The sequence below is a fragment of the Janthinobacterium sp. GW822-FHT07H11 genome (assembly GCF_058798615.1).
On record NZ_CM179507.1, the window covers coordinates 581205 to 607056 of the forward strand.

Genomic DNA, 25852 nt, shown 5'->3' on the forward strand with positions numbered 1-25852 from the left:
GGAAACGACATGCAGCGACGCTTACGGCTGGGCATGGTAGGGGGCGGGCAGGGCGCATTCATCGGCGCCGTGCACCGCATCGCGGCGCGCATCGACGACCAGTATGAACTGGTGGCGGGCGCCCTGTCGTCCGACCCACAGCGGGCGCGCGACAGCGGCGCGGCGCTGCATCTTTCTCCGGAGCGCTGCTACAGCGATTACCGCGCCATGGCGCAGGCCGAAAGCCAGCGGCCCGATGGCATCGAAGCGGTCGCCATCGTCACGCCGAACCATTTGCACGCACCCGTCGCCACGGCGTTCCTGGAAGCGGGCATCCACGTGATCTGCGACAAGCCGCTGGGCATCTCGCTGGCGGAAGGCCGGGCGCTGGCGGCGCTGGCAGAGCGGAAAAATCTGCTGTTTGCGCTCACGCATACCTACAGCGGCTACCCGCTGCTGCGCCATGCGAAAGCGATGGTCGAGGCGGGCGAGATCGGCGCGCTGCGCCTCGTGCAGGTGGAATACTCGCAGGACTGGCTGGCTGACGCGATACACGCGGGTGGCATGAGCGAGGGCAACTGGCATAACGACCCGCTGAAAGCTGGCCCGGGCGGCACCCTGCTCGACGTGGGCTTGCACGCCTACCACCTGGCGCAATTCGTCAGCGGCTTGACGCCGCAGCAGGTGCTGGCGGAATTGTCGACTTTTGTTCCGCACCGCACCCTGGACGACCACGTGCAGGTGATGCTGCGCTACGCCAACGGAGCGAAAGGCACCCTGTGGGCCAGCCAGGTGGCGACGGGGTGTGAAAACACGGTGCGCCTGCGCCTGTTCGGCAGCAAGGCGCAGCTGGACTTTGACCAGGAACAACCGAATGAACTGTGGTGCACGCCGCAGGGCGGCAACCGCCAGCTGCTGCGTCCGGGACGGGTCGACAGCGCGGCCGCGCGCCACGCCACGCGCGTGCCAGCCGGCCATCCGGAAGGGTATCTGGAAGCGTTCGCCCAGCTGTACCTGGATGCGGCCCTGGCCATCCGCGCCCTGCAGGCTGGCTTGCCCGTGCCCGAGGAAGCCCGCTGGCTGCCGACCGTGATTGACGGCGTGGCGGGCCTGGCCTTTGCGCAAGCCGTGCTGCGCAGCCATGCGCAGGGCGGCAGTTGGACCACCGTGGCGGACTGTTAAACTGGGCACATGAACGCGCCCCTGACCGTCACCACCTTTACCATCACGATCCTTCCGCAAGGCTGGCAATTCCCGGCCGAAGCGGGCACCACCGTGCTGGCCGCCGCCGAGCTGGCCGGCATCCGCCTGCTCAGTTCCTGCCGCAACGGCACTTGCCGCACCTGTCTCTGTCACATGCCCGAAGGAAAGATCCGCTACACGGTGGACTGGCCCGGCATCAGCCCCGATGAACGGCTCGACGGCTACATCCTGCCCTGCGTGGCCGTGGCCGAAAGCGATCTCACCTTGCAGGCGCGGGCCGTGCGCAAGTGAGTCCCTTGGTGAGAATTTGTTAGATTTTCAGAATAATTCCCATGTTATAAAGATGACCAAAGTTTCAAGCTCACCTCTATCGTGGAGGAAATGAAACTCAACATGGACACGGAATGACGACTTTCTTGCAAGTGCGGCTGCGGGCCGCTGTCTGGCCTGTGACGATGCTGGGCGCACTCTCCCTTGCCGGCTGCGGAGGCGGCGGCGGCGAATCGCCGGAACAGGCGATGGATTTGTCGCAGGTCAGTCTCAATTGCGTGCAGCAGCCCGGTGAAACCTGCAACAAGGTCCAGGCGACGGTGATGCTGTACGCCAAGGTAACGGACCAGCGTCCGCTGTGGGACGAAAAACCGGCCGGCGGCACCAAGGTCTTCGATACGGTGAACCGCATCAAGCAGGCCGATGGTTCGTGGCTGATGGATTTCAGCGTCAAGCCGGGCCTGGCCGAAGGCACGTACACGGGGACGGTGGACTTTGCCGTTTCCGTCAGCCCTTTCCCCGGCACGCCCAATTACCAGCCCCGCACGGCCAGCTACAGCATCACGGTGGCAGGCATGAAGGGTACCCTGTCACCCCTGCGCCCGCTGTCCGGTGCCGCCGACTGGGTGGGCTACAACGGCAATGCGGCGCACACGGCTTACGTGCCCGTCACGCTCGACGCCAGCAAATTCACGCGCCGCTGGTCATGGAAGAGCGCTGTCAACGCCAGCGGCGTCAGCACCAGCATCAGTCCGCTGGTCGCGGCGAATGGCTTCGTGTATTTCAATGAAGAAGTTTCGGTGGCAGATGCCGGTGAGAAATTCAAATACATCTACACCTACAAGCTGTCGGCCCTGTCGGAAACGGACGGCGCCGCGGCGTGGCAAACGGAGCTGAAGCTGGGCGATGTGCTGGGCGCGCCTGGCGTGTCCGGCAACCGCCTGCTCATGGCAGGGGTCAACGATGTCTATGCCTTCGATGCGCTGTCCGGTGCCCGGCTGGCCGTGGCCAGGCAGCCCAATACCAATGGCGTGCTGGTGGCCACCTCGCCGATGACGGCGCCGACCTTGTTCGGCGGGAATGCCTATCTCGGCGGCAATAATGACGTGATCAGCCTGGACGCGACGACGGGCCAGAACCGCTGGTCGGCGAGCCTGGGCTTGCCCAAGCTGGGCAATGTGGATGAGTGGACGCCTGCCGTGAATGCGAGCACCGTGTACAGCAATGCGGCAGGCACCTTGACGGCCTTCAATATTGCCGATGGCAGCAAGCGCTTCAGCGTGGCCGTGCCGGGCCAGGTGCTTGGCGGCACCGGCAAGAGTTCCTTGCGCCAGGCGCCCGTGCTGGTCGATGACAACACCGTGCTGCTGCTGAACCAGCGGCCGTATCCAGGCAAGTCGGTCGACAACAGCTTGAGCCTGGTCGATGCGGGCAGCCGCAGCGTGCGCTGGACGGTCAACGGACGCTTTACCACGCAGCCGGTAGTGGCGCGCGGCGTGATTTATGTCGGCAACGACAGCGGCAAGGTGCTCGAGGCGCGCAACGTCAGCGATGGCGCCGTGTTGTGGACCTGGCCGCTGGCCAGCGTGGGCGAAGAGGTGCTCAATGGCGACTTGATCGTGACCGATAACCTGCTGTTTGTGGCAGGTGGCAGGAACACCCATGCGCTCGACCTGGCCAGCCGCCAGGCGGCATGGACCTATCGCCTGAGCGGCACCCTGTCGCTGTCGCGCAATGGCGTGCTGTATATCCGCTCGGGGCAAGGTGCCTATGGCAGCAATATCGGCTATGTGACGGCCATCAACCTGCAGTAAAGGTGGCGCGGTGGTCCGCTAGGACTGGCCACCGCCCCGCAGCCGCTGCAGCAGCGCCTCCACGCTGTCGCCCACGGGCAAGCCGTGGCGGCGCAGCAGTTGCACGTGCAAGACGAGGTTTTCCAGCACCAGCTTGGCCGCCACGGCCAGCAGGGCCAGGTTGCGGTCTTCCGGGCTGAAACTTTCCATGGCGTCGGCCATCTCGCACAGGTGGTTGGCGATCAGGCCGCGCAATTCCTGCTCGTTGAAGGGCAGGTCGGCAAAGTCGATCGGGTCGGCTACTTCCACTTCCTGCATCAGCACCGCTAGTTCTTCCGGGGTAATCGTCATGCCTGGCCTCCTTGTGTGCTTGCCCCTATTTTAATTGTATTGGCCGCAAAGCGGACTAGAATGGGTCCAGGCCGACGACCTCGAAGAACCGCATGGCGCATCTGCATTTCACCCAGCAACTGGCACGCTTCCTCGACGTCCCCACGGTGGACGTGGCGGCGCCACGGCTGCGCGCCGCCCTCGATGCCGTGTTTGCCCGGCAGCCGCGCCTGCGCGGCTACGTGCTCGACGAGCAGGGCGCCTTGCGTCCGAACGTGGTGATCTTCATCGACGGCGCGCGCTGCCGCGAACGCCGCGTGCTCGATGATGTCTTGCGGCCCGACAGCCAGGTGTATATCTTGCAGGCACTTTCTGGAGGTTAATCATGGGACCAGGCAGGGCGCAACGCGCGTATCTCGGCACCCGCAAGGGGCTGTTCCAGTTCGATGTCGATACGGCCGGCGCCTGGCAGCTGGCGCTGGTGCAGTTTGCCGGCGACCCCGTCTCCATGCTGCTGCACGATGGCCGCGACGGCACCCTGTACGCGGCCCTGAACCTGGGCCACTTCGGCGCCAAGCTGCACCGCCTCGACGCGGGCGCCGGCGCCTGGCAGGAAGTCGCCGTGCCCGCCTATCCGGCCAAGCCGGAAGGTAGCACGGATGCCATCGACTGGACGCTGCGGCAGATCTGGGCGCTGGCGGCCGGCGGCGCGGACCAGCCCGGCGTGCTGTGGGCGGGCACCCTGCCTGGCGGCCTGTTCCGTTCTGGCGACCGCGGCGACAGCTGGCAGCTGGTGGAAGCGTTGTGGAACGTGCCACAGCGGGCGCAGTGGTTTGGCGGCGGCTACGACGTGCCCGGCATCCACAGCATCTGCGTCGACCCGCGCGACAGCAGTAAAGTGCTGGTCGGCGTGTCCTGCGGCGGCGTGTGGCAAACGCTGGACGGCGGCGCCAGCTGGGCCTTGAGCGCGACGGGCATGCGCGCCGACTACATGCCGCCCGAACTCGATGAAAACGAAGCCGTGCAAGACCCGCACCGCATCGTGCGCAGCGCCGGCATGCCCGACGCGCTGTGGTGCCAGCACCATAACGGCATCTGGCGCTCGGAAGATGCCGGCTGGCACTGGCAGGAAGTCACCACGGCGCCGCTGTCGCATTTCGGCTTTGCCGTGGCCGTGCATCCGCGCGATGGCGACACGGCCTGGTTCGTGCCGGCGCAGGCGGACGTGCTGCGCATTCCGCTCGACGGTGCGCTGGCCGTGACGCGCACGCGCGACGGCGGCAAAACCTTCCAGGTGTTGCGCGCGGGCTTGCCGCAGCAGCACTGCTATGACTTGGTGTACCGCCACGGGCTGGCGCTGGCCGACGACGGGCGCAGTTTATTGATGGCGTCGACCACGGGCGGCGCCTGGTATTCGGGCGACGAGGGCGAGCACTGGCAGACCATCTCCGCCCACTTGCCGCCCGTTTATGCCGTCTGTTTTGCCACGCCGTAGTAGCACAGGAAGATATCGACGGCCAGTGCCGTCACTTCGCGCTGGCGTGCCGGGCCCAGCAGAGGCTCACCGAGGGTGATCTGCGGCCAGAAGGCAAAGGTCTTCAGTGGAGCCATCAGCAGGTGCCCCACTTCCAGCGTCTCGCCCGCCTTGATGCGCCCGTCCTGCTGCGCCGCGCGGATCCAGATATTCAAGCCCGTTTCCTTTTCATTCAGGCGCGCCACCATGGCTTGCGCGCGCTCGGGCGAGTGGATGGTTTCGCCAAAGATCACGCGCGCCAGGTCGATGAAGGCCGCGTCGCACAGCAAGGCCATTTTCTGCTCGACCAGGGCCAGCACCTGCGGGCGCAGCGGCTGGTCGGCCACATAGGGCACGGCGGGCTGGGCCATGCTGCTTTCCCACATGCGCTGCAGGATTTCCGCGAACAGCTCGTCCTTGCTGGGGAAATGGTTGTACACGGTGCGCTTGGAAACGGCGGCCGTGGCGGCGATCCTGTCCATGCTGGTCGCATCGAAACCGTGGTCGCGGAACTCGGCGATGGCGGCATCGACGATGGCGACGCGCTTGCGGTCGGTGAGGCGTTGCGGTGCGGCCATGGCGGGAAATCTCCTTTGAAAACAATATTTTACACCTCCTGGTTTACTTTGCCAGAAATAGGAACTACACTGTGTAGTGTAATTTAATCCTTGTATTTTATTGACCGGGCTGCATATGTACCGCATCTTATTCTTGGGAGTCCTGATCATCATGAGTTCTTGCATCTTGCGCGCCGCGCCCGTCGCGCCGACCGAATCACCGCAACGCCTCGAAGGCAAGTTCCGCAATCCCGTGCAGATGCACAAGCTGGGCACGACAGCGACGCTCAAACTGCTATGGACATTTGTCTTTGACAAGCCCGACAGCACCGTGCCGGCCGCGGCCGTACCCGTGCAAACCTTGACCCGGGCGCAGCTGCTGGCCGCGCCCGACAACAGCCTGTTTCGCCTTGGCCATTCAACGCTGCTGCTGAAACTGAACAACGAATTCTTCCTCACCGACCCCGTGTTTTCCGAGCGCGCTTCGCCGGTGCAGTGGGCCGGACCGAAGCGTTTCCACCAGCCGCCCATCAGCATCGCCGACTTGCCGCCGATCAAGGCCGTCATCCTGTCGCACGACCATTACGACCACCTCGACCATGCGGCCGTGCTGCAACTGGCCGCCAAGACCGAGCATTTTGTGACGCCGCTGGGCGTGGGTGACACCCTGGTCGAATGGGGCGTGCCGAAGGACAAGGTGCAGCAGTTCGACTGGTGGCAGGGCACAAGGATTGCCGGTGTGAAGCTGGTGGCGACGCCGTCGCAGCATTTCTCGGGACGGGGCCTGTTTGACAGCAATCAAACCCTGTGGGCCTCGTGGGTCATCGACGCGCCCGCGGTGCGCGTGTTTTTCAGCGGCGACTCCGGTTATTTCGACGGTTTCAAGCAGATCGGCGACAAATACGGCCCGTTCGACGTGACCATGATCGAGACGGGCGCCTACGACAAGCTGTGGCCGGACGTGCACATGCAACCCGAGGAAACCCTGCAGGCCCACCTGGACTTGCGCGGCAAGTGGCTCATGCCCGTGCATAACGGCACCTTTGACCTGGGGCTGCACGCCTGGCATGAACCGTTCGACCGCATCGCCGGGCTGGCGGCGAAACAGGGCGTGAACCTGGCCACGCCGCGGATGGGCGAGGCGGTGGACCTGGCGCAGCCGAAGAAGGGGGACAAGTGGTGGCTGGCGATGCTAGAACAGGAAATGGCGCAGTAGGACGGTGCGGCAGGCCTGGGGCGGCTCAGGCTGTCACATCGATCAGGCGGCCGATGGACTGTCCATAACTGTTTACTTGCGGTTGGGCCGGTCGTTGCGCCGGCAGCGTAAACTGCTGCGGCACGGCCACCTTGAGCGCCTGTTCTAGCTGCGGCACCTTGATGGCGGTCGGAGCGCCGGCCTGCGCTTGCTGGCTGCTGCGTTCCGTTTGACTCAGCTGTTCTTTTTCCTTGAGCAGCTGCTGGCGGCTCTGCGCCAGTTGTTCGCTGTCGCGCTGGACCTGGTTCTGGCTTTGCTCGACACGCCGCTGCGCCGTCGCCAGCGATGCCTGCAAGTTGTTGACGGAAGTTAGCGATACCACATTGTTCACCTTTTAAGTATGCCCAAGCGCGCGAAACGAGGCAGGGGGAAGCCGCACGGCGCGCTGTGGCGGCACCATGCACAGCATGCCAGCCTGTAGTCTTTACCTGAATCAAGAGTAGGACAAATTCTGGCACAGTGCCAGTAAATTATGTTTTCTTGATAATTCTGGCGCGCGCGCAGAAAAGTGCTGATTTGCTATGGCGGCGTCGCGTATCCGATGAAAAAGTAAGTGCACGCTTTCTTTGTGAGCCATTGCCTGTCCCATCAGATAGCGACTTGCTGCCGCCAGGCGCAGGGCCGGGACGGCATGAGGATATGGGCGCGATGCAGGAATTTTCTTGTTGTTTTTCTACCAATCCGACGCGCGGTATTGCGCGGTTTGTCTGGTGGCCTCGGCTATAATTGACGGTCAACGTTGGTTGGTCATACAGACAGGTAGTTAACATGAATCTCAAGAGCCTCGCAATTGCCCTCGGCATGTCGAAAACGACAGTCAGCAGGGCGTTGAACGGCTATCCGGAAGTCAATTCCCGCACCCGTGAAATCGTCCTGGCCGCCGCCAAGAAGGTGGGCTACCGGCCCAACCCGCTGGCGCGCAGCCTGGCCGTCGGCCGCACCAATGTGCTGGGCATGATCTATCCGCTGCTGCCCAGCGACCTGGGCGACAGCGTCTTCCTTTCCGTGGTCAATGGCATGTCCGACGCCGTCGAAGCGTCGAAGATGAGCCTCATTATCGCCCCCGTGTCGCCGCAGAACGAGCAGCCCTCGTACGAAACCATGGTGCGCGGACGCCAGGTCGACGGTCTGGTGGTGGGGCGCACCAAGGTGATCGACGAGCGCATCGCGTATCTGACGAAGGTGGGTTTTCCGTTCGTGGCGAACGGCCGCACGCGCATCGACGCGCCGTATGCGTCTTTCGACTACGATAACGACACGGGCATCGACCTGGCCGTGTCCTTCCTGCTGGCCCATGGCCACCAGCGCATTGCCCTGCTGAGCGCACCGCTGGAGCTGCATTTCGCGCTGGAGCGCAAGGAAAGCTTTATCCGCTGCCTGGCGCAGGCCGGCTTGCAGGCAGATCCCCGCTACCTGCTCGACAATACCTTTGATCGCCGCAGCGGCTACCAGGCCATGCAGCAATTGCTGGCCTGCTCGCCCCGGCCCACGGCCGTCATCGTCGACAACCACCTGTCCGGCGTGGGCGTGGTGCGCGCGCTGATGGATGCGGGCATCGAGATCGGCAAGGAAATCTCCGTCATCGTCTGGGGCAACGTGGAAGACACCTTGATCGGCATCAACGTCACCACCATCGACCAGCCCGACCTGCGCCGCGCGGGCGCCAAGATGGTGGAGATGCTGCAATCCTTGCTGGCCGGCACGCCGCCGGAACGCTTGCAGGAGATCTGGCAACCGGTGCTGTTGCCGGGGGCCACCGTGGGGCGCTGCGCGGAATGAAAATTGGATAATTCGTCTAAAGGAGATCTGGCATAGATACGAATTCCACCCTTCTGAGCATAGCATCAGAGAAGGAAAAGCTTCTTACGCTCTACGACGACGGCGAGATGACAGGCCGTGAACTTGCGCAAGAACTAGAAAAATTGTTCCAGCAAGAGAGGGGTGCATGTAAAGAAATTGATAGGCAGGCAATCGAGTCGCACCTCAAGCAAGGTCTAGGCAAACGCATGGTTGCCATTGCTTTACTCGTGACATTTATATTCGGGTTTTTCATTAGCCCGTTTCTGTATCCAAAATTCTTTGGTTATAAAAGTGCAGAGGAGTGTTTGCTTGACCATACCAACAATTTCGGTATGAGTGCATGTTACGACTTGTACCCGAGCATAAAACCGTAGTTTTGATATTTTTAGTGCCGGCACAAACCTTCGACGCTCAGGTTTTTTTGTTGGATGCCTTAATTTGGCTCACGATCTGGATGACCCAATGTTTTGCCATGTGATTGTAAGTGACTGATTTCTATGGTTGTTTTGCGTCTGTCGTTTTTCTGGTGTGATAAAGCGAGTGAAATAAATGGCAGGATCAGGATAGTGAATTAAACGCTGCCAGGCAAGTTACCTGACAGCGTTGTATTCCAGAGTCACCTAGGCTGCGTGCTTGCTCCCATCCGCCAGCACCGCCAACAACCTCGCCTTGTCCTTGCGGTAAGTAGCGACGGCCGCTTCCTTGACGTGGCCGAAGCCGCGGATTTTTTCGGGCAAGGATGCCAGTTCCACGCAGGTGGCGATATTGTCCGCCGTCAGGTTGGCCAGCAGGCCGGCCAGCAGTTCGCGGTATTCGACGATCAGCGCGCGCTCCATCTTGCGCTCGGCCGTATAACCGAAGACGTCGAAGGTGCCGCCGCGCAAGCCTTTGGCTTTGGCCAGCAGCTGGAAGGCGCGCCACATCCAGGAACCGAACTCTGCTTTCACCAGGTGACCCTTCGCATCCTTCTTGGCGAACAGCGGCGGCGCCAGGTTGAATTTCACGGAGAAGTTGCCCTCGAACTGCTGCTGCAACTGCTCCACGAAACGGCCATCCGTGTACAAACGCGCCACTTCATACTCGTCCTTGTAAGCCAGCAACTTGAAATAGTTCTTGGCGACAGCCGTCGACAGCTTCTGGCCCAGCCCCAAGGTATTCTCGCGGTCGCGTACCTGTTTGACCAGGGTCAAATAACCGTCCGCATACGCGGCGTTCTGGTACGCGGTGAGGAATTCCACGCGCTTCTTGATCACGCTATCGAGGCTTTGCGGCATTTGCACGATGATGGCCTGCGACGGCGTGGCGATCTGCGTTACCTTGCGCACGTCGACGGCGGCGCGGCGGCCCCACAGGAAACTTTTCTTGTTCGACTCGATACCCACGCCATTCAATTCAATGGCGCGCAGCAGGGCCGCTTGCGTCAGCGGAATGCGGCCCTTTTGCCAGGCGTAGCCGAGCATGAACAGGTTGGCGGCAATCGAATCGCCCATCAGCGCGGTGGCCAGTTTGGTCGCGTCGATGAAGTCGGCCGCGTCCGCGCCGCCCACGGATTCCTCGATCAGCTGGCGCACTTCCGCCGTTGGATATTGCCAGTCGGCATTCTGCGCAAACGTGCCCGGCGGCTGCTCGTGCAGGTTGACGACGGCCAGGCTGCGACCAGGGCGCATTTTCGACACGGCATCCTGCGCGCCGGCCGTCAGCATGTCGCAGCCTAAAATCAAGTCCGCTTCGCCCGTGGCGATGCGCTGGGCGCGGATGTGCGCGGGAGATTTGGCGATTTTCACGTGCGAAGTGACGGAACCGTTCTTTTGCGACATGCCCGTCATGTCCAGCACGGACGCGCCCTTGCCTTCCAGGTGGGCCGCCATGCCCATCAGCGCGCCCACGGTGATGACACCCGTGCCGCCGATGCCGTTGATGAGGATGTTGTACGGCGCGTCGCAAGCGGGCAATTGGGGTTCCGGCAGGGGGCCGAAGTTGTCCGTCTCGCCCGACTTGCTGGCGCCCGTCTTGGTCTTCTTCAGGCTGCCGCCTTCGACGGTGACGAAGCTGGGGCAAAAGCCCTTGGCGCACGAGTAATCCTTGTTGCACGACGATTGGTCAATGGTGCGCTTGCGGCCAAATTCCGTCTCTTTCGGCAGGATGGACACGCAGTTCGACTGCACGCCGCAGTCGCCGCAGCCTTCGCAGACGGCGTCGTTGATGACCATGCGTTTCGGCAAATCGGGATATTCGCCTTTTTTTCTTCTCCGGCGTTTCTCGGCCGCGCAGGTCTGGTCGTAGATCAGCACGGACACGCCCGGTACTTCGCGCAATTCGCGCTGCACGGCATCCATGTCCTTGCGGTCGTGCAAGGTCAGGTGGGCGGGCAGATTGCTGCGGTCGCTGTAGCGTGATAAATCTTCCGTGACCAGTGCGATGCGGGCGATGCCTTCGGCCGCCACCTGCTGCGCCATCATCGGCACGGTGATCAAGCCGTCCACGGGCTGGCCGCCCGTCATGGCGACGGCGTCGTTGTAGAGGATTTTATAGGTGATGTTCACCTTGGCCGCCTGCGCGGCGCGGATGGCCAGGTAGCCGGAATGGAAATACGTGCCGTCACCGAGGTTCTGGAACACGTGCGGCAATTCGGAAAACGCGGCCTGGCCGATCCACGGCGCGCCTTCGCCGCCCATGTGCGTGGTCAGCTTGTTCATTTCCGGATAGATCGACGTGGCCATCACGTGGCAGCCGATGCCGGCCAGGGCCAGGCTGCCGTCCGGCACCTTGGTCGAGGTATTGTGCGGGCAGCCGGAGCAGTAAAACGCGGGGCGGAACGGCGTGTTCACGGCCTTTTTTAATACCGCATCCTTGGCGTCGAGGAAACTGAGTCTCGCCTTGATCAGGTCGCAGGTGACGGGATCGGAAATGAGGCGCGCGATGCGGCTGGCGATGACACGCGCCACTTGCGAGACGGAAAAATCCGCCTTCGAGGTCAGCAGCCATTCGCCGCGCGGCGCCACCCATTCGCCTTTTTCGTCGAACTTGCCGATGACGCGCGGGCGCACGTCGTCGCGCCAGTTGTACAGCTGTTCCTTGAGCTGGTATTCGACGATTTGCCGCTTCTCTTCGACAACCAAAATTTCATCGAGACCTTGCGCGAATTCGCGCACGCTGTCCGGTTCCAGCGGCCACGGCATGGCCACCTTGAACAGGCGCATGCCGACGTCGGCCGCCATCTGCTCGTCGATGCCCAGCTCTTCCAGCGCTTCCAGCACGTCCAGATACGATTTGCCCGAGGCAATGATGCCCAGCTTGGCGTTCGGGCTGTCGATGGTGGTGTGGTTGAGCTTGTTTTCGCGCGCGTAGGCCAGGGCCGCATAGATCTTGTAGTCTTGCATCAGCGCTTCCTGGTTGCGCGCCTGCTGGCCCAGCGGGATGCTCGACAGGCGCGCATTCAGGCCGCCTTCGGGCATGACGAAGTCTTGCGGGATTTTGACTTCCACGCGGAACGGGTCGGCATCGATGGAAGCCGACGATTCGACCGTGTCGGCCAGGGCCTTGAAGGCCACCGTGCAGCCGGAAAAGCGCGACATGGCCCAGCCGTGGATGCCCAGGTCCAGGTATTCCTGCACATTGCATGGATACAGGACGGGGATCATCGAGGCCGAGAACAGATGGTCGGACTGGTGCGGCAGGGTCGACGAGTATGCGCCATGGTCGTCGCCGGCCACCAGCAGCACGCCGCCCAGTTTCGAGGTGCCCGCATGGTTCATGTGCTTGAAGACATCGCCGCAGCGGTCCACGCCCGGACCCTTGCCGTACCACATGGCGAACACGCCGTCGTACTTGGCAGGACCGATCAGGTCGACTTGCTGCGAACCCCAGACGGCCGTGGCGGCCAAGTCTTCGTTGACGCCGGGCACGAACTGCACGTGGTGCGCTTCCAGCTGTTTCTTGGCTTTCCACAGGTTTTCATCGAGGCCGCCCAGGGGCGAGCCGCGGTAGCCGGAAATGAAGCCGGCCGTGTTCAGGCCGGCGGCCTGGTCGCGCAGGCGCTGCATCATGGGCAGGCGCACGAGGGCCTGGATGCCGGACAGGAAGATGGCGCCGGAAGTGGCCGTGTATTTGTCGTCGAGGCTGACAGTGGTCAAACGGGATGTGTCGGGGGGCGTAGATGGCGCGGCACCGGCGTTTCTAGCGAACGCTGCGGAGCCGTTTTCCGTGGTCACGGACATGGCTGTCTCCAAAAGGGTGTTTCAGATATCGGCTGTACCAGGGGCGCGCCCGGTAAGGCGCGCGCTGTGCAGACGGGATGGCCGCGTGTGGGCGGCACATAACTATTTTAAATCTAAAATAGTTAATGTGGTCAGTGTAGAACGAGTCGGGGGACGGGGCAAATACGCTTTACGGATGGGGGTATAAGAAATACTTATGCCGTGGGCGAGAGCACATGGGCTCCGACCCAGCGCCCGCTGCCGCACAGTTCGGCGGCCACTTGCAGCACGAGGTTTTTTACGGCGTTGCCGGCATTGGTGAGGGGGATGTTTTTCGAGGCGCACAGGGCCACCGTGCGCGACAGGACGGGGCTGTGGATGGCGTAGCTGCGCATGGCGCCGCTGTCGAGCTCGGTCAGCAGGGGCGCGGCGGGCAGGATGGTGGCGCCCATGCCGGCCAGGATGGCCGATTTCAGGATGGCGATCGAGTTGATCTCGATCACGTTCGCCGTCTCCAGGCCCAGTTCGCGGGCGCGGCTGTCGATGCGCGGGCGCACGCCGTGCTGCAGTCCCGGCAGGATCAGGGTGGCGCTCAATGCCTGTGGGAACGACACGGCATGGCCGGCGGGCGCGAACGGCGAATCGCTGCGGCAGATAAAGCGCATCTCTTCCTCCACCAGCGGGCTGCAGGCGAACGGCGTGAGCTGTCCATCGTCGAACAGCACGGCCAGGTTGATGCGTCCCGATTTCAGCTGCTCGTTGAGGTTGCCCGTGATTTCTTCCGTCAGCTGCAAGGTGATCTCGGGATAGCGTTCGCGCGCGGCCAGCAGCAGGGGCAGGGCCAGGGCGCCGGAGATGCTGTGCGGCAAGCCCAGGGTGACATTGCCGGACGGCCGCGTGGCGCTTTGCGTGACGGCCGAGCGCGCGTCGGCCACCTGTTTCAGGATCGCCTGCGCGTGTTCGTAGAACACCTTGCCCGCGTCCGTGCTGAGCACGCCCTGGGCCGAGCGGTGCAGCAGCTGCACGCCCAGTTCCTCTTCCAGCTGGCGCAGCTGCTGCGTCAGGGCCGGCTGCGCCACGTGCAGGACCAGCGCCGCGCGCGACAGCGAGCCGTGGTCGACGATGGCGACAAAGTAGCGGAGTTGGCGCAGTTCCATGCTTGGTGAGTCCCAGTAGCGGTGCGGTGATGGAAATTCCAGGGTGTTGCGCAGCGGTACCAGACACGGCCCGCAGAATAACAATTTTGTTATACTCATTCTAGCGCCTCCGGTGCTCCAGCCGTTTATTTGTGGGATGACAGCATGCTCAAGAAAGTTGATTCCTCGCAATTAAAAGTGGGCATGTACATCCATGACCTCAGTTGCGACTGGATGACGCACCCGTTCGTGCGCAACCGTTTCCTGCTGCGCAGCGAGGACGAGATCCGCAAGATCGTGCAGGCGGGCATCCACGACGTGGTGATCGACAGCGGCAAGGGACTCGACGTGCAGGATGCGCCCACGGTGGCGCAGGCGCGGGCCGAGACGGAGCGCGCACTGGTGCAGATCGCCAGCGCGCCGCAAGTGGTCACGCGCGTGTCGCTGGGCATGGAACTGGCGCGCGCCACGCAGCTGCGCCGGCAGGCGGCGAGCCTGGTGCGCACGGTGATGGCCGATGTGCGCCTGGGCAATGCGGTGGAACTCGACCGGGTGCAGCCGATGGTGGAAGACATCACCGAATCGATCCTGCGCAATCCTGGCGCCCTTGTCGGCTTGCTGCGTATCAAGACCAAGGACGACTACACCTTCCTGCATTCGGTCAGCGTGTGCGCGCTGCTGGTGGCGTTTTGCCGCTCGCGCGGCCTCGATGCCGCCACCACGCACCAGGCGGGCCTGGGTGCCGCCACCACGCACCAGGCGGGCCTGGGCGGCTTGCTGCACGACACAGGCAAGGCGCTGGTGCCGGACAGCGTGCTGAACAAGGCCGGCCCCCTGTCGCCCGAAGAATTTGCGCTGATCAAGCGCCATCCGCGCGATGGCTACGAGATCCTGCGCCAGTCGCCCGAGGTGGGCGCCATTCCGCTCGACATCACGCTGCATCACCATGAGCGGCGCGATGGCAGCGGCTATCCGGACAAGCTGGCCGGCGACGCCATCAGCGAACTGGCGCAGATGGCCGCCATCGTCGACGTGTACGACGCGCTGACCTCGGACCGCAGCTACCACCGCGGCATCCAGCCTGCCGAAGCGCTGCGCAAGATCTACGAGTGGAGCAAGTTCCACTTCAATCCCGTGTTTGCGCAAGACTTCATGCGCTGCGTGGGCATCTATCCGGTCGGTACCATGGTGATGCTGGAATCGGGCCGCCTGGCCGTCGTCGTCGAGGCGCACGAAAGCAATCTGCTGGCGCCGAAGGTGAATGTGTTTTTCAGTACGAAGAGCAAGACCTACATCAAGCCGGAAACAGTCGACCTGTCGCGCGGCTTCGGCTTCGGCGGCGCCGACAAGATCGTCGGCCATGAGTCGGCTGCCAAGTGGCAAGTCGATCCCATGCGTTTTATTTCCCTGGCGGATGCATGAACGGTGTGCGCTTTTGAAAAAGAGCGCCTGAAAAACGTTCAGGGCAAGGCGCTGGCGCGAAGACAGTACGACTAAGTACGGCAAGCAGCCGCAACGCCGCCATGGACGCGCAGGTGCACATCTTCAGGTGATCAGAAAAATTCCGCCGTATCGTTCGAGGCGATGGTGGTGAGCAAGCCCTTGGCGACCAGCTCATCGTAATGGCAGGCCAGGTTGCGGCCGTGGCTTTTTGCGTAGTACAGGGCCTGGTCGGCGCGGCCGAGGATGATGACGGGCGCCTCGTAGGCGTTGATGCTGACGAAGCCCACGCTGACGGTCACCTTGCCCACTTGCGGGAAGTCGTGTGCCTCGACATTGGTGCGGAAGCGGTCGATGATCTTTTGCGCGTTTTCCAGGGTGATCGAGCGCAGCAGCACGACGAATTCCTCGCCGCCGAAACGAAAGATGCGGTCTTGCGAGCGGAACGACGACTGCAGCTGGTTGGCGATCAGGATCAGCACTTCATCGCCGTACAGGTGGCCGAATTTATCGTTGACCAGCTTGAAATGGTCGACGTCGATCACGGCCAGCCATTGCCGTTCCGTGTCGCTGTGCTGGCGCCGCTCTTCATCGACGGGACGCGGCCTCTCCGCTTCCGGTTCGCCGCGGCTTTGCAGGATTTTCGCCAGTTGGTCGTCGAAGGTCTTGCGATTCAACAAGCCGGTGAGCGAATCGCGTTCGCTGTAGTCGAGCAGGTTCTGGAAATTGCGGTAGACGCTGACGATGCCGCCGATCACCTGGATGGTGGCGCCCGTGTAGGGCGTGGGGTTGGTGATTTCCAGGCAGGTGGTGACCTGGTCGCCGATCCAGATGGGCAGCCACAGCAGGTGGCGGCCGTCGGCGCACAGGGTGTCGGCGCTCGCTTCATGGCGCGCGATGCAGGCAGCCAGCGCCGGGTAGTCGGACAGCGGTTCGCCCGGCAGCGACGGGTCGGGATTGTCTTCCATGCGGGCCACGCTGCCCGCCACGATGATGGCCCGCGAGCGCACGAAGGCCTGGCCACGCACGGTGGTCAGCGCCAGCACACGGGTCTGCGACGCGGCAGCGAGTTCCTGGACGGCCGAGATCACGGAGATGTCGAGCATCGTGTGGTCGCGGTGCCCTGTCATGTCCACCATGTGTTTCAGTAGGGAATCCATTGTCGTTCTCTGGAAAGTAGTCACACAAGTGTCGTCATACCAGCATTGCATCAAGCAAGAGCATGTTCGCGTCCGTCTACAAGAAGCCTAGTTATTTGGTGGCACGACACGTTCCAAAGTAACCAACAAGCAACCTGGGACGGCCTCGCCGCGCCGCGTCCCGTTTTGTCAGCCACTGCCGGACGACAGGCCTTTCCAAAGAAGAGCTAGGCAGGATAATGTCTTTTTGCCTAATAGGCAATTAACGTATGCAATTTTTCATGCAAATTCATGAGATTGATGCATGGCGTTGTAAAAAACTTGCCTTGACGAAGGTTGCACATCTCCCTTGCAACATTTGTCCATCATCGCCCCAAATCAGGCCGAGTTTGATAATTTCCATATGGAAACTTGTGGCGCGTCAATTTGTAAAACCATGCGCGCCTTATAGTCACTGTAATGGCGCAGAAATTTACGGCAGGAAACATATTAGCAGGAATGGGCAATGTTTCACACCCGATTGCGCCAGGGACTTGTGATTCACTTTTGGGAGCTTGTCATGAATACCTTCCTGTCGGCAGTACAGCAATTCGTCAAGGATGAGGACGGGATTACGGCAATCGAATACGGCCTGATCGCGGCATTGATGGCTACCGCCATCACTGCCGGTTTCTTGCTGATCAAGACCAACCTGCTGTCCGTCCTCACCGAAATTTCGTCGAACCTGGTGTTGACGCCCTAAGCGGGTGCCCGCCGCCGGCCGGCCGGTGGCGGGTTTTTTTTGAAAGGTCTCCCATGCCTGTGCATGCCCTGTGCGACCTGTTGTTGCTGGTCTTCGTGACGGCCGCCGCCGTCAGCGACCTGGTGCGCCGCAAGATTCCCAACCGGCTGGTGCTGGCCGGTATCGTCGTCGCGCTGCTGCTGCAGCTGTGGCTGTCGCCGTGGCAAGTGCCGCTGGACTGGCTGGGCGGCATGGCGACGGGTTTTTTCCTGTTTCTGCCCCTGTATGTGCTGCGCGGCATGGCCGCCGGCGACGTCAAGCTGATCGCCATGGTGGGCGCGTTTGCGGGGCCGTGGCCGACCTTGCTGATCTGTTTTGCCACTTTCCTGTTTGGCGGCCTGATGGCCGTGCTGATGATCACCTACCAGGGCAAGTGGCGCGCCTGCCTGCGCAACCTGCGCCACCTGCTGGGGCCGACGATCGCCCGCGTGGCCGGCGTGCCGCTGGTGGCCGTGCCGCTGGCCAGCCAGGCCAGCGTGGGCAATATGCCGTATGGCCTGGCCATCGCCCTGGGCTGCCTGGCGGTGCAGGGACGCGTCTATTGTTAAGTACGCCGGGGCTGCCGCCCGCCGCCTCGCGGCGCGGTGTTGCAAGCTGGATTTATTGCTCTTAATCAATGGGCTGCGACAGCTGCTCGCTAGAATGAAATCCTGTTCAATGCCGTCTTAACTTGCCTGGAGAAGCAGCATGACCGAGGTCGAGTACACCGTGAACGCCGACAGCATGCCCCGTCCGGCCGATGCGAACCTGATGCCGCCCTTGCCGCCGCAGCCCAAGAGCTTGCGCGAGACGGGACTGGAGCGGCAACTGGTGCTCGAGCTGCTCGCCAAGGCCATTTTTGTCGGCGGCAAGACGCACCTGTCGGTGCTGACCACGCGCTTGCGCCTGTCGATCAATGTCTTGCGCGAGGTGCTCGAGTTCATGATCGGCGAGCAGCTGGCGGAAGTCGCCTGGCGCGGCGAATCCGATATCGACGTGCAGTATCAGCTGACCAGCGCCGGCAAGCAGCGCGCCATCGCTTTCCTGGAGCGCTGCGCGTACATCGGCGCGGCCCCCGTCACGCTCGATGCGTATCGGGCCATGGTGGCGCGCCAGTCCTGGCAGGCGCAGGAACAGCGCGTGGGCAGCGATGACCTGGCGGCCGTGCTCGGTGGCGCGCATGCGGGACCGGGCATGCTCGACATGGTGGGCGCGGCGCTGCATTCGGGCCGTTCGCTGTTCCTGTATGGCCCGCCGGGCAGCGGCAAGTCGACGCTGGCGCTGCAACTGGGACAATTGCTGCATGGCCTGGTGGCCATCCCGCACGCCGTCGTCGTCGGGCAGGACATCATCCAGCTGTATGACGCGGCGCAGCACCTGCCGCCCGCCGCGCAGCATGGCCACCATGCGCGCCAGGCGCTGGAGCGGCGCAGCACCGATATCCGCTGGGTGCTGTGCCAGCGTCCCGTGATCCACGTGGGCGCCGAACTCGATGCCGACATGCTGGAACTGCGCTATGACGCCAGCGGCGGCTGCTACCAGGCGCCACCCCACGTGCGCGCCAACAACGGCATGCTGATCGTCGACGACCTGGGCCGCCAGCGCCTGGCCGCGCCGGAACTGCTGACGCGGCTGATGCAGCCGCTGGCGCGCGGCGTCGATCAGCTGGGCTTGCGCGGCGGCTTGAAGATCAGCGTGCCCTTCGATAATGCCCTCGTGCTGGCGACGAATATGCCGCCGGGCGAGCTGCTCGATGCGGCCTTGCTGCGCCGCATTGGCTACAAGGTGCAGGTGGGACCGCTTGGCGACAGCGCCTACCGCGCCCTGTTTCGCCAGCAATGCCGCGTGGCCGGCATCGCCATCGACGAGCTGGCGCTGAACCACTTGATGCAGCATTTGCATGGCGCGGGCGGGCGCCCGCTGCTGGTCAGCTACCCGCGTGAATTGCTGGGCCGCATAGCCGATTTCGCCGGCTTCGCCGGTACCGAGCCGCAGTTGACGGTGGCCGCGCTGGAGCAGGCCTGGGCCAGCCTGTTTGCCAGCTGCGACATGCCGCCAGGCGCCGTGTGCGAGAGCATCGCATGAAGAACCGGCGCGCACTGTTGATGATGGGCCTGGCTGTCGTGCTGGGGCTGCTGGCGGTCTTGCTGGCATCGCACTGGCTGCTGCGCCAGACGCCGTCGGGCAAGGGCAAGATCGTGGTCGCTGCCAGCGACGTCAACCTGGGGCAGCGCCTGAGTCCCGAGATGCTGCGCCTGGCCGAGTGGCCGGCCGAAAGCCTGCCGCAAGGCGCGCTGCAAGATCCGCTGAAGCTGGCGGGGCGCGTGCTGAAAAGCAGCGTGCTGCGCGGCGAGCCGCTGAGCGAGGCCAAGCTGGCGCCCGTGGGCACCCTGGGCGGCCTGTCCGCCCTGATCACGGAAGGCCGGCGCGCCATCACCGTGCGCGTCAACGACGTGATCGGCGTGGCCGGCTTCGCCTTGCCCGGCAACTATGTCGACATCATCGTCAGCACCCAGCAGGATTCCGGCGACCGCGCGTTTCCGCAAAGCCGCAATATTTCCAAGATCGTCCTCGAACGCATCCTGGTGCTGGCCGTGGCGCAGGAAGTGGGGCGCGACGAGACCAAGCCGCGCGTGGTCAATGCGGTGACCTTGGAAGTGACGCCGGAACAGGCGGAAAACCTGGACCTGGCGCGCAGCGTGGGCAGCCTGTCGCTGGTGCTGCGCAACCAGGTCGATCCGCAGCCGGGCGTGACGGAAGGCGCCACCAAGCTGACCCTGCTGGGCGGCGCTCCGGAAGCGCCGCCCGCCGTGCCGCCACCCGTCGCGCCTGCCGCCGTGAAGCCGCGCCCTGCGCGGGTGGCGAAGGTGGAGGCGCCGCGCCAGTGCAGCGGCGTGATCGACGGCACGCGCCAGTCGCGCGAGTGCTTTTAGCCCCCGGGCGATGATCATGATGGGACCCATGCCTATGAAGCGCGCCCTGTTGACACTTACCTGCCTGCTGCTGCCCTTGTCAGGCGCGGCGGCCGAGCAAGGCCCGCGCTGCGGCGGCGAAGCGGCGCAGCCTGGCCAGCTGCAGCTGCAGGTGGGCAAATCGAGCATGCTGCGCCTGCCCGAGACGGTGCTTGCGCGCAGCGTGGGCAACCCGGCCGTGGTGCAGGCGATGCTGGTGGCGCCCGATACCCTGTACGTGGTGGGCGTCGATGTGGGCGGCACGAACATGATCATCCAGGGGAAAAGCGGCGTGTGCAGCGTGGTCAATGTCACCGTCAGCATGGACCCGGCCGGCCTGCAGGCGACCTTGGCGGCGCTGATGCCGGAAGAAAAAGCCATCCGCGTCACGGGCGTGGCCGATACGCTGGTGCTCTCCGGCACGGTGCAGGATGCGGGCGCCGTGCTGCGCGCCGTCGAACTGGCGCAAGCCTACGTGCGCCGCGCAAGCCAGCCGCTGGCTCTGCCCAGGCCCGCCGATGGCGCGAGCGTGCCGGCGCCGGCGCCCGTCGGCGCCGCCGGCGGCGCGGCCAGCCGCATCATCAATATGCTCGATGTCAGCGCGCCGCAGCAGGTGATGCTGGCCGTGCAGATCGCCGAAGTGTCGAAGTCGCTGCTGGAGCGGCTGGAAGTGGGCGCCACGCTGCGCTTCGCTTCCGGCAGCTGGGCCACGACCCTGCTGTCGAACTTCTTGACGGGCACGGCGAATGGCTTGCTCGACGTGCGCAAGTCGAACGGCCAGCAGCTGACCATCGAGGCGCAGAAACAGGATGGCCTGGTGCGCATCCTGGCCGAGCCGACGGTGATGGCGATCAGCGGCCAGGAAGGCAGCTTCCTGGCCGGCGGCAAGATTTTCATTCCCGTCGGCCAGGACAACAACAAGATCACGCTGGAAGAGCGCGAATACGGCGTCGGCCTGCGCTTCACGCCCACCGTGCTGTCGGGCGGGCGCATCAACCTGAAGGTGGCGCCGGAAGTGTCGGAACTGTCGCGCGAAGGCGTCGGCATTTCCGCCGCCGGCGTCAGCGGGCGCTCTATCCTGCCCGTCATCACCACGCGGCGCGCCTCGACCACGGTGCAGCTGTTCGATGGCCAGAGCTATGCGATTGGCGGCCTGATCAAGAACAACCAGGTCAGCAACATCACGGGCGTGCCATGGCTCAGCGAAGTGCCCATCCTCGGCGCCCTGTTTCGCAGCACGGATTTCCAGCATGACCGCACCGAGCTGCTGTTTGTGATCACCGCGCACCTGGTCAAACCCTTGCCGCAGGATGCCGTGCTGCCGACGGCGCAGCTGGCGCCGCCATCGCGCGCGCAGCTGATGTTGGGCGGCAAGATGGAGGGGCCGCCACCGCCCCGGCCCGTGGCAGCGCCGGCAGCGGATGCGCCGCCGCCGCGCGCGGCCAACGGTTTTGAGTTGAAATGAGACAGGGAGCCCTGCCATGCCCCATTCCTTCCTGATGTCGCTGCGGCGCCTGGCGGCGCTGTCCCTGCTGCTGCAGCTGGCCGCCTGTGCGCATGGCAGCACGCCATTGCTGGAGCAGCGCTTTGGCGACGCGGTACGCCTGGCCATGGCGCAGCAGCGGCTCGATCCTGCCGCCGGACGCAATGGCACGCCCGCCAACGGCCTCGACGGACCCAGCGCGCGCGCCGTGATGGAGCGCTACCGCGCCTCGTTTGTCGAACCGAACGGACAAGTGGCGCAGCCGGTGCAATTCATGCTCGGAGGCGGGAATGGAAAATAGGCGACGGCGCCAGCGCGGGGCGATGCTGATCGCCTTTTCCATCCTGCTCATCGTGGTGCTGGGCTTTATCGGCTTGGCGCTCGACGTGGGGCAAGTCATCGGCCGCAAGACCGAGCTGCAGAACCTGGCCGACAACGCGGCGCTGGCGGCGGCGCCGGAACTGGTGGGCACGCCCGAGGGCCTGGCCAATGCCGTGGCGAAAGCCAAGCTCAGCGCGGCTGGCCAGAGCGCCTACCGTCGCCACATGCAGGGCGCCACCCTGTCCGACAACAGCATCCGCTTTGCCAGCGCCGCCGACATGGCGGCGGGCGCCTGGCACGCGGCCGGCGCGGTGCCTGACCCGGCCAAGGCATTGTTCGTGCGCATCGATACACGCGACAATACGCCGTCGCTGGGCCGCGTGGCGACGGCTTTCCTGGGTGCCTGGTCGCCGGCCTTGCGCACGCTCGATACGGGCGCGCGCGCCGTGGCCGGCCGCAACAGCTTGCGCCTGACGCCGCTGGCCATTTGCGCGCTGTCGCCGGCGTCCGCCGGCCTGCGCACGAATGCCGGACCGCCCGAGCGCAAGGAGGCACTGGAATACGGTTTTCGCCGGGGCGTCGCGTACAACCTGTTCAATCTCAATCCGCACGGTGCCGCGCCCGAGCATTTCCTGCTCAATCCGCTCGGTCCGCTGGGGGCGATCGGTCCCTCGGCGCAAGTGAGCAATGCCGTCGTGGCGCCATTCATCTGCAGCGGCAGCGTGCTGCACACGGCCATCGGCGCAGCGGCCATCCATGCGCACCGGCCGTTCCCCACCGAGTTGTGGCCGGCGTTTAACTCGCGCTTCAATCAGTATGCGGGCAGCGGCTGCAATCCCGTCACCGCGCCGCCCGATACGAATATCCGCAGCTATCCCAATGCTTCGGCGAACTGGTGGATGAACATGCCGTCCGGCGCCAGCGCCAACTCCAGCGGCGGCAATCCCCTGCTGTCCGTGGCCGACCTGCCGCCGGCCGCGGCCGGGGCACCCGCCACGCTGGCCGCCGCCAGCTATGGACCGCTGTGGTCGTTTGCCAGGGCGGTGCAGTATGCCAGTCCCAAGCCGGCTGGCGACTACGTCGCCTTTCCCACCAGCGCCTGGAGCAGCCTGTATCCGGGCTTGCCCAGCGCGCCGGCCAGCAATGGCTTTTATCCCGCCAGCACGACCCCGTATTTTGCGCTGGGGCACCAGACCGCGCCGGTGGGCAATACCGGCGTGGCGCAGCGGCGCGTGCTCAACATCGCCTTGCTGGCTTGTCCGCTGCCGGCCGGCAGCGATGTGCTGGTCAATGTGCTGGCGGTCGGCCGCTTCTTCATGACGGCGCCGGCCAGCAACGGCATGCTTAGCGCCGAGTTTGCCGGCGTGGTGGCGGAGCCGGCGCTGCCCGGCCCGGCGGAGCTGGTGCGATGAAGGCGCCGCGCCGCCAGGACGGTGTCGCCGCCATCGAGCTGGCGCTGATCATGCTGTTTTTCATGGGCCTGCTGCCCGTGGTCGTGCTGCTCGCCCAGGCGTTGCTGGCCTACACGGCCATGCAGAAAGGCGCGCACGATGCGGCGCGCTACATGGCCACCTTGCCGTCGCAGATGATGATGAACGCGGCCGCGGCGGCCCAGAGCAGCGCGTTTGCCAAGCAGATGGTGATAGACGCGATGGCGGAAACCTGGCCGGCCATGGACGCCAGCAAAGTGCACGTGGAATGCGTGTATAGCGACGATGTCTACCTGTGCGGCACGTTTGCCAGCAAGCCGCTGCAGGTGCGCGTCAAGTTCGGCGCCGACATGCCCATCGATTTCCTGCCCGACCTGGTGAGCAAGTGGCTGCCGCAGGCGGCACCGATACCGCTGCGTGCGAATGCGACCCTGCGCTATGAAAACTGACGCGCGCATGGCACGCCGGCGGCGCCAGGCAGGCGTTTTCGCCGTGGAGTTCGCCATGCTGGCGGTGCTGTTCTTTATTTTCCTGTTTGCCATGCTGGAACTGGCGCGCGCCGCCTACCTGTGGAATATGGTGCATGAGATTACCCGGCGCGCCGCGCGCGGCGCCGCCGTGAGCGATTTCAGCAATGCGGGCGTGCTGCAGGCCGTGCGCGAGCAGGCGGTGCTGCGCGCGGGACCGGGCGCGTTGCCGCTGGGCGGCGACATCAGCGATGCCTATGTGCGCATCGATTACCTGGCGCAAGTGAACGGCGCCGGCGGCGCGCCGGCGGCCGTGCCGGTGGCCGTGCTGCCCGCCTGTCCGCAGCGTAACCGCATCAACTGCCTGGAAGATCCGCATGGCGCCAGCTGCATCCGTTTCGTGCGTGCCCGCCTGTGCCTGCCCGGCGACGGGAGCCGCTGCGATGCCGTGCCCTACCGGCCCATCCTGCCCCTGCTGGAGATGATGTTTCCGTCGGGCCCGCAGGCCGTGCGGCTGCCCAGCGCGAGCACCATGGCCGTGGCTGAGTCGCTGGGCTACCAGGACAATCCCGGATTCTGTCCCTGAACGCTGCCAGCGGGCGCAGCCGATCGCAGTCTGTCTATCTGAATGAAGCGAGGATGTTCGATGAAAGCCTTGATGATTACCCGCGATGCCAATCTGCACGACGAAATCGCCACGCAGGGCGCCGCGCGCATGCCGGTGCTGCGCCTGCTGGAACGGCGCAGCGGCTTGCGCGACGCCGTCGAGCGCATGCTGCCCGATGCGCCGGAACTGGTCATCGTCGATGCCAGCGAGATCGACCTGGACGAGGCCGACCTGCTGGAGCGGCTGGCGCGCCAGTATCCGCTGGCCGCGCTGATGCTGCTGACGCGTGGCCAGCAGCAGGATATCCTGATCCGCGCCATGCGCGCCGGCATGCGCGAGGTGCTGCAGCTGCCGCTCGTGCACAAGGCCTTCCATGAAGCGATGGACCGCGTGGATATCCAGGCCGGCGTGACGCAAATGCGCGACGGCAAGGTGCTGGCGTTCATCTCCTGCAAGGGCGGCAGCGGCGCCACTTTCCTGTCGACGAATTTTTCCTATGCGCTGGCGACCCTGGCCGGCTGCAAGGTGCTGCTGATCGACCTGCACGGCCAGTTCGGCGACGCCACGCTGTACGTGTCGGACCAGAAGCCGGCCATGACCCTGTCCGACATCTGCGCGCAGATCACGCGCATGGACGGCGCCTTCCTGGCCTCGTGCCTGGTGCATGTGACGCCGGGCTTCGGCGTGCTGGCGGCGGCCGACGATCCGGGCCACAAGGTCGACATGCAGCCCGAGCACATGGACCGCATCCTGGCCGTGGCGCGCCAGCACTACGACTACATCGTGCTCGACGTGGGGCGCCAGATCGATGCGCTGTCGCTGCGCGCGCTCGACAGCGCCGACGCCATCTACCCGGTGCTGCAGCTGGCCCTGCCCGACATCCGCGACGGCCGCCGCCTGCTCGATATCTTCCGCTCGCTCGGCTATCCGGGCGAGCGCCTGCGGCTGATCGTCAACCGCTACGAAAAGGGCGGGCGCCTGCGCCTGGCGGACCTGGAGCAGGCGCTGGGCGCGGAAGTGGTGCACACGGTGCCCAACGATTACATGGCGGCCACCGATTCAGTCAACCAGGGCGTGCCGCTGCTGCAGCTGTCGCGCTCGAGCGCCGTGGCGCGCAGCCTGGCCGAACTGGTGGAACAGGTGACGGCGCGCCGCGTCACGGAAAGCCGCGGCCTGTTCGACCGGCTTTTCAGCCGCAGCGAGGCGTAGCCGGGGCAGGGAC

At 64.4% G+C, this 25852-nt stretch carries 25 protein-coding genes; 19 read left to right on the forward strand and 6 right to left on the reverse strand.

All coding sequences use genetic code 11. The features are described 5' to 3' along the window. Positions 1 to 9: 9 nt before the first annotated feature. The 3 genes from AC3RCJ_RS02555 to AC3RCJ_RS02565 all read left to right on the forward strand — a co-directional run bounded on the left by AC3RCJ_RS02555 (position 10) and on the right by AC3RCJ_RS02565 (position 3266). A complete protein-coding gene (locus tag AC3RCJ_RS02555; RefSeq protein ID WP_492957852.1) occupies positions 10 to 1161 on the forward strand; it encodes a Gfo/Idh/MocA family protein in 1152 nt (383 codons plus the stop codon). 9 nt (positions 1162 to 1170) lie between these two features. Continuing rightward, positions 1171 to 1473, forward strand: coding sequence for a 2Fe-2S iron-sulfur cluster-binding protein (locus AC3RCJ_RS02560; protein WP_492957854.1), 303 nt, complete (start codon positions 1171 to 1173; stop codon positions 1471 to 1473). A gap of 113 nt (positions 1474 to 1586) precedes the next feature. Then, positions 1587 to 3266 (forward strand): outer membrane protein assembly factor BamB family protein, encoded by a 1680-nt coding sequence (locus AC3RCJ_RS02565; RefSeq protein ID WP_492957856.1) that lies wholly within the window; start codon positions 1587 to 1589, stop codon positions 3264 to 3266. 18 nt (positions 3267 to 3284) lie between these two features. On the opposite strand, the gene AC3RCJ_RS02570 is transcribed toward AC3RCJ_RS02565, so the two are convergent. Next, positions 3285 to 3596 (reverse strand): hypothetical protein, encoded by a 312-nt coding sequence (locus AC3RCJ_RS02570; protein ID WP_492957858.1) that lies wholly within the window; start codon positions 3594 to 3596, stop codon positions 3285 to 3287. A gap of 92 nt (positions 3597 to 3688) precedes the next feature. Here AC3RCJ_RS02570 and AC3RCJ_RS02575 point away from each other — a divergent pair, with 92 nt between their 5' ends. Beyond that, positions 3689 to 3958 carry a MoaD/ThiS family protein gene (locus AC3RCJ_RS02575; protein WP_492957860.1) on the forward strand — a complete coding sequence of 90 codons (270 nt, stop codon included), beginning with the start codon at positions 3689 to 3691 and terminating at the stop codon, positions 3956 to 3958. A 2-nt stretch (positions 3959 to 3960) separates the two neighbouring features. Continuing rightward, a complete protein-coding gene (locus AC3RCJ_RS02580; RefSeq protein WP_492957862.1) occupies positions 3961 to 5070 on the forward strand; it encodes a WD40/YVTN/BNR-like repeat-containing protein in 1110 nt (369 codons plus the stop codon). Here AC3RCJ_RS02580 and AC3RCJ_RS02585 read toward each other — a convergent pair. Continuing rightward, entirely contained in the window at positions 5043 to 5666 is a 624-nt protein-coding gene (locus AC3RCJ_RS02585; protein ID WP_492957864.1) for a TetR/AcrR family transcriptional regulator, read from the reverse strand. The genes AC3RCJ_RS02580 and AC3RCJ_RS02585 overlap by 28 nt on opposite strands. A 151-nt stretch (positions 5667 to 5817) precedes the next feature. Between AC3RCJ_RS02585 and AC3RCJ_RS02590 the strand changes: the two genes are divergently transcribed. Beyond that, the gene (locus AC3RCJ_RS02590) at positions 5818 to 6861 is read left to right on the forward strand and encodes an MBL fold metallo-hydrolase (RefSeq protein WP_492957866.1); all 1044 of its coding nucleotides are present in this window, start codon (positions 5818 to 5820) and stop codon (positions 6859 to 6861) included. 25 nt (positions 6862 to 6886) lie between these two features. Here the strand turns inward: AC3RCJ_RS02590 and AC3RCJ_RS02595 are convergent, their stop codons facing one another. After that, positions 6887 to 7222, reverse strand: coding sequence for a hypothetical protein (locus AC3RCJ_RS02595; RefSeq protein ID WP_492957868.1), 336 nt, complete (start codon positions 7220 to 7222; stop codon positions 6887 to 6889). A gap of 446 nt (positions 7223 to 7668) precedes the next feature. Here AC3RCJ_RS02595 and AC3RCJ_RS02600 point away from each other — a divergent pair, with 446 nt between their 5' ends. Beyond that, positions 7669 to 8679: a substrate-binding domain-containing protein gene (locus AC3RCJ_RS02600; RefSeq protein ID WP_492957870.1), complete on the forward strand. Its 1011-nt coding sequence runs from the start codon at positions 7669 to 7671 to the stop codon at positions 8677 to 8679. Positions 8680 to 8786: 107 nt separating this feature from the next. Next, positions 8787 to 9074, forward strand: a complete 288-nt coding sequence (locus AC3RCJ_RS02605) for a hypothetical protein (protein WP_492957872.1) — start codon at positions 8787 to 8789, stop codon at positions 9072 to 9074. Between the two features lie 246 nt (positions 9075 to 9320). On the opposite strand, the gene AC3RCJ_RS02610 is transcribed toward AC3RCJ_RS02605, so the two are convergent. Continuing rightward, the gene (locus AC3RCJ_RS02610; protein ID WP_492957874.1) at positions 9321 to 12917 is read right to left on the reverse strand and encodes an indolepyruvate ferredoxin oxidoreductase family protein; all 3597 of its coding nucleotides are present in this window, start codon (positions 12915 to 12917) and stop codon (positions 9321 to 9323) included. 194 nt (positions 12918 to 13111) lie between these two features. Beyond that, entirely contained in the window at positions 13112 to 14053 is a 942-nt protein-coding gene (locus AC3RCJ_RS02615) for a LysR substrate-binding domain-containing protein (protein ID WP_492957876.1), read from the reverse strand. Positions 14054 to 14197: 144 nt separating this feature from the next. Here AC3RCJ_RS02615 and AC3RCJ_RS02620 point away from each other — a divergent pair, with 144 nt between their 5' ends. Beyond that, positions 14198 to 15454 (forward strand): HD-GYP domain-containing protein, encoded by a 1257-nt coding sequence (locus tag AC3RCJ_RS02620; protein ID WP_492957878.1) that lies wholly within the window; start codon positions 14198 to 14200, stop codon positions 15452 to 15454. Positions 15455 to 15585: 131 nt separating this feature from the next. Here AC3RCJ_RS02620 and AC3RCJ_RS02625 read toward each other — a convergent pair whose 3' ends face one another. Next, positions 15586 to 16632, reverse strand: coding sequence for a GGDEF domain-containing protein (locus tag AC3RCJ_RS02625; protein WP_492957880.1), 1047 nt, complete (start codon positions 16630 to 16632; stop codon positions 15586 to 15588). Between the two features lie 538 nt (positions 16633 to 17170). On the opposite strand from AC3RCJ_RS02625, the gene AC3RCJ_RS02630 reads away from it, so the two are divergent. The 10 genes from AC3RCJ_RS02630 to AC3RCJ_RS02675 all read left to right on the forward strand — a co-directional run bounded on the left by AC3RCJ_RS02630 (position 17171) and on the right by AC3RCJ_RS02675 (position 25839). After that, positions 17171 to 17353, forward strand: coding sequence for a Flp family type IVb pilin (locus AC3RCJ_RS02630; RefSeq protein ID WP_065310268.1), 183 nt, complete (start codon positions 17171 to 17173; stop codon positions 17351 to 17353). 53 nt (positions 17354 to 17406) lie between these two features. Further along, a complete protein-coding gene (locus AC3RCJ_RS02635; protein WP_492957883.1) occupies positions 17407 to 17940 on the forward strand; it encodes an A24 family peptidase in 534 nt (177 codons plus the stop codon). A 139-nt stretch (positions 17941 to 18079) separates the two neighbouring features. Next, positions 18080 to 19456, forward strand: coding sequence for a DUF8689 domain-containing protein (locus tag AC3RCJ_RS02640; protein ID WP_492957885.1), 1377 nt, complete (start codon positions 18080 to 18082; stop codon positions 19454 to 19456). Then, a complete protein-coding gene (gene cpaB / locus AC3RCJ_RS02645) occupies positions 19453 to 20304 on the forward strand; it encodes a Flp pilus assembly protein CpaB (protein ID WP_492957887.1) in 852 nt (283 codons plus the stop codon). Before AC3RCJ_RS02640 ends, cpaB begins: the two co-directional genes overlap by 4 nt. Positions 20305 to 20332: 28 nt before the next feature. Then, positions 20333 to 21787, forward strand: coding sequence for a type II and III secretion system protein family protein (locus AC3RCJ_RS02650; protein ID WP_492957889.1), 1455 nt, complete (start codon positions 20333 to 20335; stop codon positions 21785 to 21787). A 16-nt stretch (positions 21788 to 21803) separates the two neighbouring features. Continuing rightward, positions 21804 to 22106: a hypothetical protein gene (locus AC3RCJ_RS02655; RefSeq protein ID WP_492957891.1), complete on the forward strand. Its 303-nt coding sequence runs from the start codon at positions 21804 to 21806 to the stop codon at positions 22104 to 22106. Beyond that, positions 22096 to 23538, forward strand: a complete 1443-nt coding sequence (locus AC3RCJ_RS02660; RefSeq protein ID WP_492957893.1) for a pilus assembly protein TadG-related protein — start codon at positions 22096 to 22098, stop codon at positions 23536 to 23538. The genes AC3RCJ_RS02655 and AC3RCJ_RS02660 overlap by 11 nt, the downstream gene beginning before the upstream one ends. Next, entirely contained in the window at positions 23535 to 24005 is a 471-nt protein-coding gene (locus AC3RCJ_RS02665; protein WP_492957895.1) for a TadE/TadG family type IV pilus assembly protein, read from the forward strand. Before AC3RCJ_RS02660 ends, AC3RCJ_RS02665 begins: the two co-directional genes overlap by 4 nt. Then, the gene (locus AC3RCJ_RS02670) at positions 23995 to 24609 is read left to right on the forward strand and encodes a TadE/TadG family type IV pilus assembly protein (RefSeq protein ID WP_492957897.1); all 615 of its coding nucleotides are present in this window, start codon (positions 23995 to 23997) and stop codon (positions 24607 to 24609) included. Before AC3RCJ_RS02665 ends, AC3RCJ_RS02670 begins: the two co-directional genes overlap by 11 nt. 60 nt (positions 24610 to 24669) lie before the next feature. Further along, positions 24670 to 25839 carry a CpaE/TadZ family protein gene (locus AC3RCJ_RS02675; RefSeq protein ID WP_492957899.1) on the forward strand — a complete coding sequence of 390 codons (1170 nt, stop codon included), beginning with the start codon at positions 24670 to 24672 and terminating at the stop codon, positions 25837 to 25839. Positions 25840 to 25852 lie beyond the last annotated feature (13 nt).